Annotated in this window: 10 protein-coding genes; 4 read left to right on the top strand and 6 right to left on the bottom strand. The window is 64.7% G+C overall.

Annotated features, from left to right (window positions below):
• Positions 1-272 precede the first annotated feature (272 nt).
• From ACMGF8_RS20120 to ACMGF8_RS20105, 4 genes are read left to right on the top strand one after another with little or no spacing between them, the layout of a single operon-like run.
• Positions 273-977: an ABC transporter ATP-binding protein gene (locus ACMGF8_RS20120; RefSeq protein WP_250330245.1), complete on the top strand. Its 705-nt coding sequence runs from the start codon at positions 273-275 to the stop codon at positions 975-977.
• A complete protein-coding gene (locus ACMGF8_RS20115; RefSeq protein ID WP_115579999.1) occupies positions 974-2,173 on the top strand; it encodes an ABC transporter permease in 1,200 nt (399 codons plus the stop codon). The genes ACMGF8_RS20120 and ACMGF8_RS20115 overlap by 4 nt, the downstream gene beginning before the upstream one ends.
• Positions 2,166-3,665 (top strand): TolC family protein, encoded by a 1,500-nt coding sequence (locus tag ACMGF8_RS20110; protein ID WP_102865095.1) that lies wholly within the window; start codon positions 2,166-2,168, stop codon positions 3,663-3,665. Before ACMGF8_RS20115 ends, ACMGF8_RS20110 begins: the two co-directional genes overlap by 8 nt.
• Positions 3,655-4,941 carry an efflux RND transporter periplasmic adaptor subunit gene (locus ACMGF8_RS20105; RefSeq protein WP_115579998.1) on the top strand — a complete coding sequence of 429 codons (1,287 nt, stop codon included), beginning with the start codon at positions 3,655-3,657 and terminating at the stop codon, positions 4,939-4,941. The genes ACMGF8_RS20110 and ACMGF8_RS20105 overlap by 11 nt, the downstream gene beginning before the upstream one ends.
• A gap of 190 nt (positions 4,942-5,131) precedes the next feature.
• On the opposite strand, the gene ACMGF8_RS20100 is transcribed toward ACMGF8_RS20105, so the two are convergent.
• The 6 genes from ACMGF8_RS20100 to ACMGF8_RS20075 form a co-directional block, all read right to left on the bottom strand.
• Positions 5,132-6,835, bottom strand: a complete 1,704-nt coding sequence (locus tag ACMGF8_RS20100; protein ID WP_102865097.1) for an AMP-binding protein — start codon at positions 6,833-6,835, stop codon at positions 5,132-5,134.
• A 19-nt stretch (positions 6,836-6,854) separates the two neighbouring features.
• Positions 6,855-8,153: an acetyl-CoA C-acetyltransferase gene (locus ACMGF8_RS20095; RefSeq protein WP_115579996.1), complete on the bottom strand. Its 1,299-nt coding sequence runs from the start codon at positions 8,151-8,153 to the stop codon at positions 6,855-6,857.
• On the bottom strand, positions 8,150-9,043 hold the full coding sequence (locus tag ACMGF8_RS20090; protein WP_102865099.1) for a MaoC family dehydratase: 894 nt from the start codon (positions 9,041-9,043) through the stop codon (positions 8,150-8,152). The genes ACMGF8_RS20095 and ACMGF8_RS20090 overlap by 4 nt, the downstream gene beginning before the upstream one ends.
• A 3-nt stretch (positions 9,044-9,046) precedes the next feature.
• Positions 9,047-10,399, bottom strand: a complete 1,353-nt coding sequence (locus tag ACMGF8_RS20085; RefSeq protein ID WP_102865100.1) for a 3-oxoacyl-ACP reductase — start codon at positions 10,397-10,399, stop codon at positions 9,047-9,049.
• A gap of 30 nt (positions 10,400-10,429) precedes the next feature.
• Positions 10,430-12,979 carry an acyl-CoA dehydrogenase gene (locus tag ACMGF8_RS20080; protein ID WP_102865101.1) on the bottom strand — a complete coding sequence of 850 codons (2,550 nt, stop codon included), beginning with the start codon at positions 12,977-12,979 and terminating at the stop codon, positions 10,430-10,432.
• 279 nt (positions 12,980-13,258) lie between these two features.
• Positions 13,259-14,695, bottom strand: coding sequence for an outer membrane protein transport protein (locus ACMGF8_RS20075; RefSeq protein WP_102865102.1), 1,437 nt, complete (start codon positions 14,693-14,695; stop codon positions 13,259-13,261).
• Positions 14,696-14,799: the final 104 nt, after the last annotated feature.

Genomic DNA, 14,799 nt, shown 5'->3' with positions numbered 1-14,799 from the left:
GAAGCCCTAAAAGCAAGCGTCCCAGGGACGTCCCCTGCGGCCCGAGGCCGTTTTGTGACCCGCCGGTTCCTGGTCGAAAAATCCCGAAAAAAGCCCGCAATTACCCGGTTCAGACAGCTGGCGCGCCAGGATGAACGCAGTTACTATTCAAACAAATTTTTTAAAATAATAAATAAAACCAGAGCTTGGCGTTGCCCCTGAACCCCCGCTGCACGAGCCGTACGCGGTGGGAGTGTTCAAGCATTCAGTCGAGCCAGCCGGCGCGGTAAGCGATGACAGCGACGATAATCGACCCAGGTTTTATCTCCCTGCAAGGCATAGGCAAGAGCTATCGGCTGGCGGAGCAACCGCTCCACATTCTCAAGAACGTTTCCCTGTCCATCGAAGCCGGTGAAAGCTGCGCCATTCTCGGTGCCTCCGGTTCCGGCAAGAGCACCCTGCTCAACATCCTCGGCCTGCTGGACCTGCCCGACAACGGCGACTACCGCTTTGCCGGGCACGATATCTTCCGCGCCAGCCCCGACCAACTGGCGGCGATCCGCAACCAGCAGATCGGCTTCGTCTTCCAGAGTTTCAACCTGCTGCCGCGCCTCAGTGCCCTGGACAATGTCGCCCTGCCCCTGAGCTATCGCGCAGTGGCACGGCGTGAATCGCTGGAACGCGCCCAGCACATGCTCGATCAGGTGGGCCTGGGGCAACGGGCCCACCACCGCCCGGCGGACCTCTCCGGCGGTCAGCGCCAGCGGGTGGCGATTGCCCGGGCCCTGGTGGGCGAACCCTCGGTGATCCTCGCCGACGAACCCACCGGCAACCTCGACAGCCATACCGCCCAGGAGATCATGGACCTGCTGCTGTCGCTGAACCGCGAGCGCCAGGTGACGCTGATCATCGTCACCCACGACCCGGGCATCGCCCAGCGCCTGGACCGGCAGATCCGGGTCACCAACGGCGTGGTCCAGGAGGTCTGCCCGGCATGAGCCTCAAGGTCGAGCAAAGCGCCAGCCAGTTGCTGCACGAGGCCTTGGTCAGCCTGCGCACCCTGGGCAAGCGTTCGATCCTGGCCCTGCTGGGGATCGTCATCGGCAGTTCATCGGTGGTGGCCCTGATCAATATCGGCCATAACGCCGCCGAAGACGCCGCGGCCATCTTCCAGGACATGGGCACCGACACCCTGGCAGTGCAGTTCCCCGACACTTCGGGGACGCGCACGCCCATGCCGGCGGCGCTGGACCTGGCCACCCTGTACAAGGCCCTGCCCAACCTGCTGCACATCGCCCCGGTGGCGTTGTTCAGCGGCCCGGTGGTGTTCCAGGGACGCACCACCAACGCCAACCTGGTGGGCAGCACCGCTGCATTGAACGACGCCATGCGCCTGCAACTGCAGCAAGGACGCTTCCTCTCGGAATTCGATGCCGCCGAAACCTACGCGGTGGTGGGGGCACAAGTGGCCCAGGCCCTGAGCCAGCCCCATGCCCCACTGCGCCTGGGCGACAGAATCCGTATCAACGATTACCTGTTCCAGGTGATTGGCATCCTGCACTCGCAACCGGCTGCCGTGCTGATCCCGGTACAGACCAACGAATCCCTGTTCGTACCTCTGGAGGGCATGCGGCGAATATCCTCCAGTGCGCAGATCAGCAACCTGATAGCCCGCGCCGCTCCCTCCCAGGACATGAACCAACTGGCCACGGCCCTGGGCGATGCGCTGAAAAAACAGCTACCGGGACGGGGCGTGGAAGTACAGATACCGCAAAAGATCATCGACGGCATGACCCGGCAAAGCCGCACCTTCGGTTACCTGCTGATGGCCCTGGGGGGCATCTCCCTGGTGGGGGGCGGGGTCGGGGTGATGAACGTGATGCTGATGAACGTCTCGGAACGGCGCCGCGAGATCGGCATCCGCATGGCCCTGGGCGCCAGGCGCCGGGATATCCGCAACCTGTTCCTGCTCGAAGCCGTGACCCTGACGGCGGTCGGTGCTCTGTCCGGGGCGGTGCTGGGCATGAGCGCCGCCTACCTCTATGCCCGGGTTTCCGGCTGGCAGTTTTCCCTGGCCTCTGCATCCCTGCCCCTGGGCATCGGCAGCACCTTGTTGATCGGCCTGTTCTTCGGCCTGTACCCGGCCATCTCGGCCTCGCGCCTGCAACCGGTGGAGGCGCTGCGCGATGAATGATCGCCAACGCGCCGGGCTGTTGCTGCTGTGGCTGATCAGCCCCTTGGGGCACGCCGCCTCCCAGGACATGAATGTGGCTCGCCAAGCGTCAGCCCCGACCCTGCACAGCGGCTATGAACGCAGCGTCCTGCTGAGCCAGCAGCAGACCGACCTGACCCTCGCCGACGCGGTCTACCTGGGCCTGCGCAACAACCGCGGGATTCGCAGCGCCTACTTGCAGCGCGTGGCGCAAAAGTTCGACCTGCGGGTCTCGGAAGATGCCTTCAATCCCAAACTGCTCCTCAGTGGCACCTATCAGGCCAACAAGGGCAGCCACGACGGGGTACGCAACGCCATGCTCACGCCCAGTTCCAGTCTGCTGGGGGAGTACGGCACCCGCTTGAACATGGCCTGGCGGCAAGAGTTGAGCAATGCCAATCGGGCCGGCTACTACCGACGCGACGGCCTCGACCTGGCGATTATCCAGCCCCTGCTCAAGGGCGCCGGCTGGGATGTGACCACCGCGCCGCTACGCCTGGCGCGGATCAACGAACAGGCCTATCGCCTCAACCTCAAGGCCAACGTGGCGCAGACCATCAGCGACATCATCGGCGCCTACCGCGAGCTGCTGCGGGCCCAGCAACAGCTGGCAATCGTCGAGGATGCCCTCAAGCGCGCCAATGCCCTGCTCCAGGTGAACAAGGCGCTGATCGCTGCCGGGCGCATGGCCGAGTTCGAGATTGTGCAGACCGAAGCCGATATCGCCAGCCAGGAACTGGGGGTCGAAGAAGCGCGCAATCAGGTGGACATCAATCGCCTGTCGCTGCTGCGGCTGCTGGCCCTGGACCTGTCCACGCGCATTCGCGCCAGCGACGCCCTGGAGGCCGCCAGGATCAACATCGACCAGCAGGACGCCCTGCGCCTGGCCCAGCTCCAGCAACCCAGTTACCTGGCGACCTTGCTCGGCAGCCAGCAGGCCGATCTGAACCTGGTGATCGCCAAGGACCAGGGCCGTTGGGACGTGTCCCTGGTGGCCGGTGCCAACCAGGTGCGCAACCGCTACGACAACGACGGCGGCAATGGCGCGGGCAGGACCTGGGACAGCTATGCCGGGGTCCAGGTGCAGATCCCCATTGGCGACCTCAGTACCCGCCAGGCGGAAGTCCACGCCCGGGTCGACGTGGAAAACCAGGCGCTGGTCCTGGCCGATGCCCGCCAGGCCCTGGAGCGCAGTGTCAATGACGTGGTGCGCGACCTCGGCACCCGTTGGCGCCAGTATGAAATTGCCCAGCGCGCCGTGGAACTGTCCAAGCGCAAACTGGAGATCGAACGGGAGAAACTCAGCGCCGGACGCTCCAGCAACTTTCAGGTGCTGAGCTATGAAAGCGACCTGCGCACCAGTGAAAACGCCCGCCTCAACGCACTTATCGCCTACCTCAACGCCCAGACCCAACTGGACCTGACCCTGGGCACGACCTTGGAGACCTGGGACATTGCGCTCAATGACTACTGAGCAGAAAAGCTCGCGCAAACGCTACCTGCAAGGGGGAGCGGCGCTGGTGGTGCTGGCCTTGGCCGGCGTGGCCCTGATCGGTTACCACGCCCCGGACCACACAGCGACTGACAAGGGCCGCTGGATCGAGGTCAGCAGTGCGCCGCTGATTCATCAGATCGGCCTGGTGGGCAAGATCGAACCCCAGCGCACCATCAGCCTGACCGCGCCGTTCGACGGCATTGTCCTGGCCAACCTGGTGGAACAGGGCCAACGGGTGGAGGCCGGCCAGACCCTGCTGAAAATGGACCCCAGCCTGATCGAGATCCAGTTGCGCGAAGCCTTGTCGGTCCAGCTCAAGGCCCGACGCAGCGTCCAGGAACTGCAGGACTGGAACAACAGCGCCCAGGTCACCCGTGCCCGGCGGACCTTGCGTTCCTCGCAGATGGCGGTCAGCAATTCCGAGCGCAAGCTCAGTGAAAGCCAGAGCCTGTTTGCCCGGGGCATCATTCCCCGCAACGAACTGGACGACCTGACCCAACAACTGCAGACCCAGCGCCTGGACCTGAGCGCGGCCCAGGGCGAGCTGCAACAGGCCCTGGATCAGGGCAAGGGCGAATACCGGCAGATTGCCGAGATGGAACTGACCAATGCCACGGTCAAATACGAAGCCCTGCGCGCTCTGCTGGCGGGCAAGGACGTCACCGCGCCGTTTGCCGGCATCGTGGTGCCGGCGCCGGGCGTCAACCTGAGCCAAATCGCCTCGGCAGGGGCCTCGGGCCCGGTGCAGACCGGCAGCAAGGTCGGCCAGGGCCAGGCCCTGTTCGGCCTGGCCAACATCGAGCAACTGAAGATCGTCAGCAAGGTCTCGGAGCTGGACATCAACCAGCTGCGTCAGGGCCAAAGCGTGGAAATCCTCGGTGACGGCTTTGATGGCGAACGCCTCAATGGCCAGGTGGACATCGTCAGCAGCCTGGCCCTGCCCGGCGACGCCAGCGGCGCCAGCGCACAGTTCCCGGTGACCCTGTCGATCCCCACGCTGACCCGGGAACAACTGCAGCGGGTGCGCCTGGGCATGAGCGCGCGATTGACCATCATCACCTACCGCAACGATCAGGCAATCGTCATCCCGCCGGCAGCGATCCAGCGCGGCGCAGATGGCATGAGTGTGGAATATCGGGCGAGCGCCGATCAGCCGGCACAACGGCTGCCGGTGAGCGTCGGCCAATCGACGGCGGAGGGTATCGAAGTGTTCGGCCTGCAGCCGGGCCAGGTCCGCCTGCCCAACGCCTTGTAGGTTCAGGCTTGCCTGGCTATCACCCGAAGAACCTCTAGCGCCCTCGGGACGCTTGCGCCCCTGCGGGCCGTTCGCAGCCTTCGGCAGCGGCTACAGTGATCGCCGTGGCGGTAGCCGCTGCCGAGCCCCGGCGAGGCTGCGAAAAGGCCCGCAGGGCCTTGCTTGACGATCTTCCGAACAACCTCGGACGCTAACGCAGGGCCCGACGCAGGACCTTGCCCACGGTGGTCTTGGGCAACTCTTCGGTACGGAACTCGACGTAGCGCGGCACCTTGTAGCCGGTCAGGTACTCGCGGCAGTGGGCCAGCAACTGCTCCTGGGTCAGGTTCGGGTCCTTGCGCACCACGAAGATCTTCACCTTCTCCCCCGTCACCCCATCCTCGACCCCGATCGCCGCCACTTCCGCCACGCCCGGATGCAAGGCCACCACATCCTCGATCTCGTTGGGGTACACGTTGAAGCCGGACACCAGGATCATGTCCTTCTTGCGGTCCACCAGGCGGATGAAGCCCTGCTCGTTCATCACCCCGATATCCCCGGTGGACAGCCAGCCATGACGGTCCAGGACCTTGGCGGTCTCTTCCGGACGCTGCCAGTAGCCCTTCATCACTTGGGGGCCACGCACCTGCAACTCGCCCTCCTCGCCCAGCTCCGCCAGTTCGCCGTCCTCGCGCACGAAGCGCACCCAGGTCGACGGCAGCGGCACGCCGATGGTCCCGGTGAAGTCACCCTCGCGCATGCGCGCGATGTCGATCGGGCTGATGCTCACCACCGGCGAGCATTCGGTGAGGCCGTAGCCTTCGATGATCGGCACCCCGGTGACCTCCTTCCAGCGCCGGGCCACGGCGGTGTGGGTGGCCATGCCACCGGCGATGGCCAGCTTCAGGTCGGAGAAGTCACGGCCACGAAACTCTTCGTTCTCCAGCAAGCCGTTGAACAGAGTGTTGACCCCGACGATGCCGCTGAACTTCTCCTTGCGCAGGATCATCTGCACCCGCTTCACGTCCCGCGGGTTGGCGATCAGGATGTTGCGCCCGCCCAGGCACATGAACATCAGGCAGTTCACCGTCAGCGACAGCACGTGGTACAGCGGCAGCAAGGTGACGTTGGTTTCCTGCTGGTTTTCGTCCAACTGGTCGCCAACCCAGGCCTTGGCCTGCATCAGGTTGGCGAGGATGTTGCGGTGGCTGAGCATGGCGCCCTTGGCATCGCCGGTGGTGCCGCCGGTGTATTGCAAAAAGGCAATGTCATCCTGCTTCAGCTCCACTGGACGGGGCTCCAGCACGGCGGCCAGTTTCATCATCGCCGGGAAGCGGATCGAGCCTGGCAGGTTGAACTTGGGCACCTGCTTCTGCACATGGCGCAGGGCGAAGTTCAAGGCCGCGCCTTTGAAGGTGCCCAGCAAGTCGCCAATGGCGGCCACCACCACGTTCTTCAATTGGCTGCCCGGCATCGCCTGCTCCAGGGTGTGGGCGAAGTTCTCGAAGATCACCACGGTTTCGGCGCCACTGTCCTTGAGCAGATGCCGCAGTTCATGGGCGGTGTACAGCGGGTTGACGTTGACCACCACCGCCCCCACCAACAGGGTGCCGAACAGGCAGATCGGATATTGCAGGCAGTTGGGCATCATCAGGGCCACCCGATCGCCCTTCTTCACCCCTTTGGATTGCAACCAGGCGGCGAAGGCGAATACGCGCTTCTCCCAGAGGTCGTAGCCCATCTCGGTGCCGATGCTGACGTAGGCCACCCGGTGGCGGTACTTGTCCACGTGTTCGAGGAACACTTCCCGCAGCGACGGGTAGCGGTCGATGTCGGCTTCGATATCGCTGGGCACACCCGGCAGGTAAGCGTTCAGCCAGATACGCTCGGCGGGTTGCAGGCTCACGACACTCATTGGCAGTCTCCTGGTTATTTTATTTTTCGACGATGGCGGTGATACCCAGCCCGCCGGCTGCACAAACGGAAATCAGCCCGCGGCCGGAACCGCGCTGGTGGATCGCCTTGGCCAGGGTCGCCAGCAGGCGCCCGCCGGTGGCGGCAAAGGGATGCCCGCAGCCCAGGGAGCCGCCGTTGACGTTGAGTTTGCTGCGCTCGATGCTGCCCAGCGGCCCTTCAAGGCCGAGTTTTTCCCGGCAGTAATCGGCGTCTTCCCAGGCCTTGAGGGTGCACAGCACCTGGGCGGCGAAAGCCTCGTGAATCTCGTAGAAGTCGAAATCCTGCAAGCCCAGGCCTTCCCGGGCGAGCATGCGCGGCACCGCGTAGGCCGGAGCCATCAGCAGCCCTTCCGTACCGTCGACGAAGTTCACTGCGGCAGTTTCCCCGGTCCGCAGGTAGGCCAGCACCGGCAGGTTGTGGGCGGCGGCCCACTCCTCGCTGGCCAGCAGCACCACCGAGGCACCGTCGGTGAGCGGGGTCGAGTTGCCGGCGGTCAGGGTGCCGTTGTGGCGGTCGTACGCCGGGCCCAGGCCGGCGAGCTTCTCCAGGCTGGCATCGGCCCGCAGGTTGTTGTCCCGGGTCAGGCCGCGATACGGGGTGATCAGGTCGTCGAAGAAGCCGCGCTGATAAGCGGCCTGCAGTTGCTGGTGGCTGGCCAGGGCCAGTTCATCCTGGGCCAGACGCTTGATATGCCAGCGCTTGGCCATTTCTTCACAGTGCTCACCCATGGACAACCCGGTGCGCGGCTCGCCGTTGCGCGGCAGCAGCGGCTTGAACAACATCCCCGGGCGCACCTTGAGCAAGCTGCGCAGTTTGTTGCCGGCGCCCTTGGCGCGATTGGCCTGGAGCAAGGTCCGCCGCAGCCCTTCGTTGATGCCGATGGGCGCATCGGAAGTGGTGTCGGCACCACCGGCGATGCCCACTTCGATCTGCCCCAGGGCGATCTTGTTGGCCACCAGCAGCGCCGCCTCAAGCCCAGTGCCGCACGCCTGCTGCACGTCGTAGGCCGGGGTCTGCGGCGACAGCGTGGTGGACAGCAGGCTTTCCCGGGCCAGGTTGAAATCCCGGGAATGCTTGATCACCGCCCCCGCGGCGAACTCCCCCAGGCGCTGGCCCGACAGGCCGTAACGATCCACCAGCCCCTGCAACGCCGCCACCAGCAGGTCCTGGTTGCTGTCGTTGGCATACACCGTATTGGAGCGGGCGAACGGGATCCGGTTGCCGCCGATGATCGCCACCCGGCGCACCGGCGCCGGATTGAAACTGTACTCAGTCATTGCCCAGCTCCCCAGATAAATAGGCCGCGCATGTGGGGTTTGTCCCCCGCGTTGTTGCGCACTTCGAACGCATGGCGCGGACCGTCGGGCAGACGGTTCCACAGGGTCACCGCCGCCGGCAGGAAGATCGGCAGCTTGAACTCGCAGTCCAGCTCCGCCGCCGCCAGTGGATGGGGCGGCTGCTGCGCTGCCAGGGCCCGGCCCAGGGTCCACATGCCGTGGGCGATGGGCCGACGGAAACCGAACAGCCGCGCGCCGAGCCAGGAGGTGTGGATCGGATTGAAATCGCCGCTGACCTGGGCAAAACGCCGCCCCAGGTCGCCCCCCAGGCTCCAACGTTGAGTGCGCACCAGGGCCTGTTCATCCAGCGGCAGCGAGCCTTGCCAGGGCTCACCAATGGGCGCGCTGACGCCTCGGCGCAGATACAGGCTGTCGCTTTCCCAGACCAGGCTGCCGCCACTGTGGGCCCGGGTGGCAATCAACAACGCCTGGCCCTTGGGATGGGCCAGCCAACGCTCGGCAAACACCTCCAGGCGCAGGGCCTGCCCTTCCTCCAGCTTCTGGTACTGACGGATACGGTTGGCCAGGTGGACCATGCCGCTGGCCGGATAGGGAAACGTCGGGTGGGTCAGCAACAACAGATGCAACGGGAAAGCCAGGGTATGGGGAAAGGCCAGCGGCACACCGTGCTCCCGGCGAAAGCCGCAGGCCTGGGCATAACGGGCGATTTCGGCGGCCTGCAGCTCCACCGCCGGGCGTACCAGACGCTCGCTGGGCAGCTTGGGGGCGACCTCCAGTTTGGGCTTGCGCAAGCTGCGGATGCCGTCGTACAGCAACTGGCCCCGGGACGGCGGCGGTTCGATGATGCGAATGGCGGAGTCGGCATTCATGGTTCAGGCCCCCAGCAGGCTTTGTCCGCAGACGCGGACCACCTGTCCATTGATCCCGCCGGAGGCCGGATGGGCCAGCCAGGCGATGGTTTGCGCCACATCCACGGCCTGACCGCCCTGGTTCATGGAGTTCATGCGCCGTCCGGCCTCGCGAATCAGCAGCGGGATCTTCGCGGTCATCTGGGTTTCGATGAAGCCCGGTGCCACCGCGTTGACCGTGATCTGCTGACGCGCCGCCAGTGGCCCCAGACTCTCCACCAGACCAATGACCCCGGCCTTGGAAGTGGCGTAGTTGCTTTGCCCGAGGTTGCCGGCGATCCCGGAAATCGACGAGACACAGACGATCCGTCCCCCCGGGTTCAGGCCCTGACCCTCCAGCAGCGCCTGGCTCAGTAGCAGCGGTGCTTCCAGGTTGACGGCCATGACCTTGCGCCAGGCGGCTTCAGTCATCTTCGCCAGGGTCTTGTCCTGGGTGATGCCGGCGTTGTGCACGACGATATCGAAAGCACCGTGCTCACCGACGAACTCCAGCAGCCGCTGCCCGGCACCAGAAGCGGTGATGTCCAGGGCCAGGGCGCTGCCCTTGAGGCCCGCTGCCGCCTGCTGCAACTCAGCCTCGACCTGGGGAATGTCCAGGCACACCACCTGGGCGCCTTCCCGGGCCAGGACCTGGGCAATGGCCAGGCCAATGCCGCGACAGGCCCCCGTGACCAGGGCCCGCCGGCCCTCCAGTGGCTGGGCCCAGTCGATGTGCCGGGGCACATCCACCGGCTCGCCGATGCGCACCACCTGACCCGAGACATAGGCCGAACGACGGGACAGGAAAAACCGCAGGCTGCTGTCCAGTTCAGCTTCGGCACCGGGCTCGACATACAGCAGTTGCGCGGTAATGGCCCGGCGCAACTCCTTGCCCAGGGAGCGCACGAAACCCTCCAGGGCCCGCTGCGCCACGGCCTGGGCCAGCGCCTTGCAGTGCTCCGGCGGCGTGCCCAGCACCAGCACCCGACCGTGGGCGGTCAGGCGCCGGACATTGGCATGGAAGAAGCGGTACAGCTCATCGAGCTGGGCGATGTCCGCCAGCCCGCTGGCGTCGAAGACCAGGCCCTGGACCTTCACGGTCGAGGGCGCGTTGATGCTTGCGGCCTGGGCCGCCACGGTGTCGGTGGCGGCGAAGATCCGTTGCAGCTCGCCCAGGAGGCGCCCCTCGGGCGCCGCGGCGAGGACCACCGGGTTGATCAGGTTGCCGCCCTGCCCCTCGCGCTGGCGTTGCAGCGGCAGCGGTTGCGGCAGGCCGGTCCGTTGGGCCAGCCAGCGGCCCCACCCGGAATTGACGAACGAAAGATAACCGTCAGACATAAAGAGATCCCGATCCAATCCAGTAGAGGCTCAATAGGCCGAATCGCTGGCCAGCACCGCGTCTTCGCTGCTGGCGGCACGTTTGCGCGAGGCCGGCTTGGCGCTTTGCTCGAAGTGCGCCTGACGCTGTTGCAAGGCTTCCAGCAGCCCGAAGTCCTGGGGGAAGTCGTCGACCTGGATCGCGTGATCGCCGTATTCCACGTAACGACTGAGCAGCTCGTCTTCGTCCTGGCTGATCAACTGCTGTTCCAGAGCCTGGACCCGCCACACGCCGAAGGCCTCGCGGGAGATCGGCAACGGCGCCAGGGCGCCCTGCTTGATCGCCGGCTTGAGCCGGGCCTCGATCAGTTCCACTTGCGGTTGCAGGCGGAACGCCAGTTCGCCGTAGGCCAGTTTGTCGATGTCCGGTTGCGGGATGTAGGAGTCGGCCAACAGGCGGTCCCGGGTGGCGCCTGGGGTTTGCACCAGCTCGGCCACCTCGGCCAGCAAGCGGTCGCTGGGTTTGTGCTGGGGAATGCCCAGGGGGAAGCTCAGACCACGAATAATCCGCGCCGCCGCTCTGGACGGATAGTTGTCCAGCACCTCGGCCAGGGCTTCATGGGCCCGCAGCAGGGCATCCTGGGCCGCCCAATGCACCAGCGGCAGATCGGCCTGGGGCCGGCCATCGTCCTCGAAACGCTTCAGCACGCAGGACAGGATGTACAGCTGGGAAAGAATGTCCCCCAGGCGTCCGGTGATGCTTTCCTTGCGCTTGAGGGCACCACCCAGCACGCCCATGGAAATGTCCGAAGCCAGGGCCAGCACCACCGACAGACGCTGGATCTGCCGGTAATAGCCAGCCAGGGCCTTGTCGGTGTTGGCCGGGGCTTTGATCAGGCGGCCGCCAGTCAGCGCATGCACCGCGGCGCGCACGGTGTTGGCGCAGACAAAGCTGATATGGCCGAACATGGCGCTGTCGAACGCTTCCAGGCCTTTGCGTCCACCATCGCGAGCGGCTTCCATTTCACGGAACACATAAGGATGGCAACGGATCAGCCCCTGGCCGTAGATGATCAGGCAGCGGGTCATGATGTTCGCGCCTTCCACGGTGATGGCAATCGGGCTTTGCTGGTAGGCCCGGGCCAGGAAGTTGTTGGGGCCCATGCAGATGCCCTTGCCGGCGACGATGTCCATGCCGTCGTTGACGATGGCCCGGGCCCGCTCGGTGACGTGGTATTTGGCAATCGCCGAGATCACCGAAGGTTTCTCGCCGGCATCCAGGGACGCCACCGAGACCTTGCGCACCGCATCGCAGGCATACAGGTGCCCGGCCATGCGCGCCAACGGCGCCTGAACCCCTTCGAACTTGCCGATGGGCAAGCCGAACTGCTTGCGCATCGCCGCGTAGGCGGTGGTGCCGCGCACCGCCACCTTGCCCAGGCCGACGTTGGCCGACGGCAGGGAAATGGCGCGCCCGGCGGCCAGGCACTCCATCAGCATGCGCCAGCCGTTGCCCACCTGGGCGCCGCCGCCGATCACCCATTCCAGGGGAATGAACACATCCTTGCCGGTAGTCGGGCCGTTCTGGAACACCGCGTTCAGCGGCCAGTGGCGACGCCCGGTATTGACCCCCGGATGGGTGGTGGGAATCAGTGCGCAGGTAATCCCCAGGCTGCCCTTGCTGCCCAGCAGGCCGTCCGGGTCTTCGGCGCGAAACGCCAGGCCCAGCACCGTGGCGATGGGGCCCAGGGTGATGTAGCGCTTGTCCCAGGTGACGCGAAAGCCCAGCACCTCCTGGCCTTCGAACTGGCCCTTGCACACCACCCCGACGTCGGGAATGGCCCCGGCGTCGGAACCGGCATAGGGGCTGGTCAGGGCAAAGCACGGAATGTCTTCGCCGCGAGCCAGGCGCGGCAGGTAATGCTGGCGCTGGGCCTCGGTGCCGTAGTGCAGCAATAGCTCGGCCGGGCCCAGGGAGTTGGGCACCATCACCGAGATCGCCGCTGCCGAGCAGCGGGTGGAAAGCTTCATCACCACCTGGGAATGGGCGTAATGGGAGAAGCCTTTGCCGCCGTACTGCTTGGGAATGATCATCCCCAGAAAGCCCGCGTCCTTGGTGTATTGCCAGGCCTTGGGCGACAGGTCCTGCCAGATCTGGGTGGTTTCCCAGTCGTTGGCCATGTTGCACAGGGTTTCCACTTCGTTGTCCATGAACGCCTGTTCTTCGGCGCTCAGGCTGGCCGGGGCGGCCTGCAGCAGGCGCGGCCAGTCGGGCTTGCCGCTGAACAGCTCGGCGTCCCACCAGACCGTGCCGGACTCGATGGCGGCGCGCTCGGTGTCGGACATGACCGGCATGATCTTGCGAAACATGGCCAGGGCGCGGCGGGTGAGCAAGGCACGGCGCAGGGGCTTGATGCTCAGCAGCGCGGCCGGCGCCAGCACCAGCAGCACGCCGAGGGTCAGTCCCAGGGTGCCCACCAGATTGAACAGATAACCTGCCGCCAGCCATACCAGGCCGCCGCCCAGCCACAGGGCCGCGGCGGCCTGGCGATAGGCCAGTGCACAGGCTGCGGCGAGTCCCACCAATAACCAGACAATCATGGAATACCTCTCTTGTTCTAACGAGACAACCACTGGGAGCCCGGGCGTTGTGCCGACCCCTCGACGATCACCCTACAAAGGAAAGAAGCATGTTTCAAATTTTATTTTTAAATATTGTTTTGAGTGTTTTCGGTAACGCATAACGGCTGAACGATGTCAGCCAAAGGTCGGAAAAGCAGGCAGGTCGAGACGGGTCCTGAGGTGACCCGTCCAGCCAACGGCAGTCGCACACTCCCTTGGTACTGCCGTTATCTCAAGGCATGGATGAAGCGCGAGACCTCAGAAGTGATAGGTCGCGGAGAGACTCACCACTTCGCCTTTGGAGTCGACTTTGCCGTCGATGGTGGAACCACCGAGACGGTCGACGTTGACGGTCTTGAGCTTGGCCTCTTTGACGAACTGTCGGGAATAGGCGCCGTCGATAGTCAGCCCGGGAATGGCCTTGATGTCATAGCCAAAACCGATGGAAGTGAACCAGCGATCGTTATCCGGAATCCGTGGGTCACGGGTCGAATTGCGAGTCGGGGTCTGGTCGAAGGCCACACCGGCGCGCAGGGTCAGCTCATCGGTGAAGCGATAGTCGCCACCCAGGGAGTACATCATCGAGTCCTTGTAGTTGTAAGGAATCGCCACCAGGGTGTTGCCATCAGACTTCAGCGTCAGGTCCTTGAACGACGACCACTGGGTCCAGAGCAGACTGGCACCCATGGTGAAGCGATCGTTGAACACGTGGACCCAGTCCAGGCCGGCGGTGGCCGGAATGTCCAGTTGGGTACTGGCGTTGGCACCATCGGGGTTTAGCTTGAGGCCCGGATAGGCCAGTTCGGTCAGGGTTTCACCGTTGGGACCGGCCGGCTGGGTCATGAAATTGCGGCCCAGGGCGTCGGCACGAATGTTGTACTTGCCCTCCATCTTGTTCTTGATCTTGGCGTGATAGTTCAGGCCCAGGGTGTCCTGCTCGGTGGGTTTCCAGGTGATGCCGGTGAACCAGCCGACCGAGGTGTTATCGACCTTGACCCGCATCAGGTTGGAGCCAATGCCCGAGGGCGCTCCAGGAAGCACCGACATGCCCGCCGAACCACTGACGTTGAGGTTCTGGCTGACGAAGCCCTTGCTGTGCTGCACGATGACCCCGGCACCGATGGAGAAGTCCTCACGGACCTTGAACGACAGGGCCCCAGTGAGGCCGACAGTCTCAATCTTGGTATCCACGGCGAAGTCACGACCTTTCCAGCCTTCGTCCCAGGTGCTGCGCATGCCCAAGGGCACGACCTGGCTGAGGCCAAAAGCAAAGCGATCGTTGATCGGCATCACCATGAAACCGGTGGGCAACCAGGCGGTGAAACCACCTTCCCCGCCATCGCCGGTCAGGGGCATCGCCGCGCCACTGGGAGCGCCGGTGTCATCCACGGGAGTGATGGAGGCCGGATTCCCCTGATAGTCGTTGACGTTGCCTTTGAACTTCATCTTGATCCGCGCGTAATCCACGGTCATCTGTGCCACGTTGTGATCGATGAACGCCATGGCCGCCGGGTTGTTGTACGCAGCACTGGGATCATTCTTGAACAGCGAACCACCACCAAACGCCCGACCCCAGCCTGGAGCGCCATAGGTCGGAGTAGAGAAACCACCCGCCTGCACCGACCCGGAACCGATCAGGCCACCCAGCACCGCCAAGCCAATAGCGGCCTGGATCTTGTGTTTCTTATTATTCATGCCCCACTCCTTATTATTATCGACCGCGATCGGCCACCACCGACCCAGGGCGTTGCAACAGGCGCCTCAAACGAGGCGCCTGTTTTTTCAGCAAGTGATCAACA

Source organism: Pseudomonas sp. BNK-7 (assembly GCF_048072025.1).
GTDB classification, from domain to species: domain Bacteria; phylum Pseudomonadota; class Gammaproteobacteria; order Pseudomonadales; family Pseudomonadaceae; genus Aquipseudomonas; species Aquipseudomonas danubii.
The sequence above is the reverse complement of the archived record's forward strand: the minus strand, read 5'-3'. Positions and strand labels throughout refer to the sequence as shown.

What these genes read in the sequence shown, in the direction of transcription:
- ACMGF8_RS20090 (WP_102865099.1), bottom strand. Translation starts at nt 9,043, where the DNA reads ATGAATGCCGACTCCGCCATTCGCATCATCGAACCGCCGCCGTCCCGG.
- ACMGF8_RS20115 (WP_115579999.1), top strand. Translation starts at nt 974, where the DNA reads ATGAGCCTCAAGGTCGAGCAAAGCGCCAGCCAGTTGCTGCACGAGGCC.
- ACMGF8_RS20095 (WP_115579996.1), bottom strand. Translation starts at nt 8,153, where the DNA reads ATGACTGAGTACAGTTTCAATCCGGCGCCGGTGCGCCGGGTGGCGATC.
- ACMGF8_RS20110 (WP_102865095.1), top strand. Translation starts at nt 2,166, where the DNA reads ATGAATGATCGCCAACGCGCCGGGCTGTTGCTGCTGTGGCTGATCAGC.
- ACMGF8_RS20105 (WP_115579998.1), top strand. Translation starts at nt 3,655, where the DNA reads ATGACTACTGAGCAGAAAAGCTCGCGCAAACGCTACCTGCAAGGGGGA.
- ACMGF8_RS20075 (WP_102865102.1), bottom strand. Translation starts at nt 14,695, where the DNA reads ATGAATAATAAGAAACACAAGATCCAGGCCGCTATTGGCTTGGCGGTG.
- ACMGF8_RS20080 (WP_102865101.1), bottom strand. Translation starts at nt 12,979, where the DNA reads ATGATTGTCTGGTTATTGGTGGGACTCGCCGCAGCCTGTGCACTGGCC.
- ACMGF8_RS20100 (WP_102865097.1), bottom strand. Translation starts at nt 6,835, where the DNA reads ATGAGTGTCGTGAGCCTGCAACCCGCCGAGCGTATCTGGCTGAACGCT.
- ACMGF8_RS20085 (WP_102865100.1), bottom strand. Translation starts at nt 10,399, where the DNA reads ATGTCTGACGGTTATCTTTCGTTCGTCAATTCCGGGTGGGGCCGCTGG.
- ACMGF8_RS20120 (WP_250330245.1), top strand. Translation starts at nt 273, where the DNA reads ATGACAGCGACGATAATCGACCCAGGTTTTATCTCCCTGCAAGGCATA.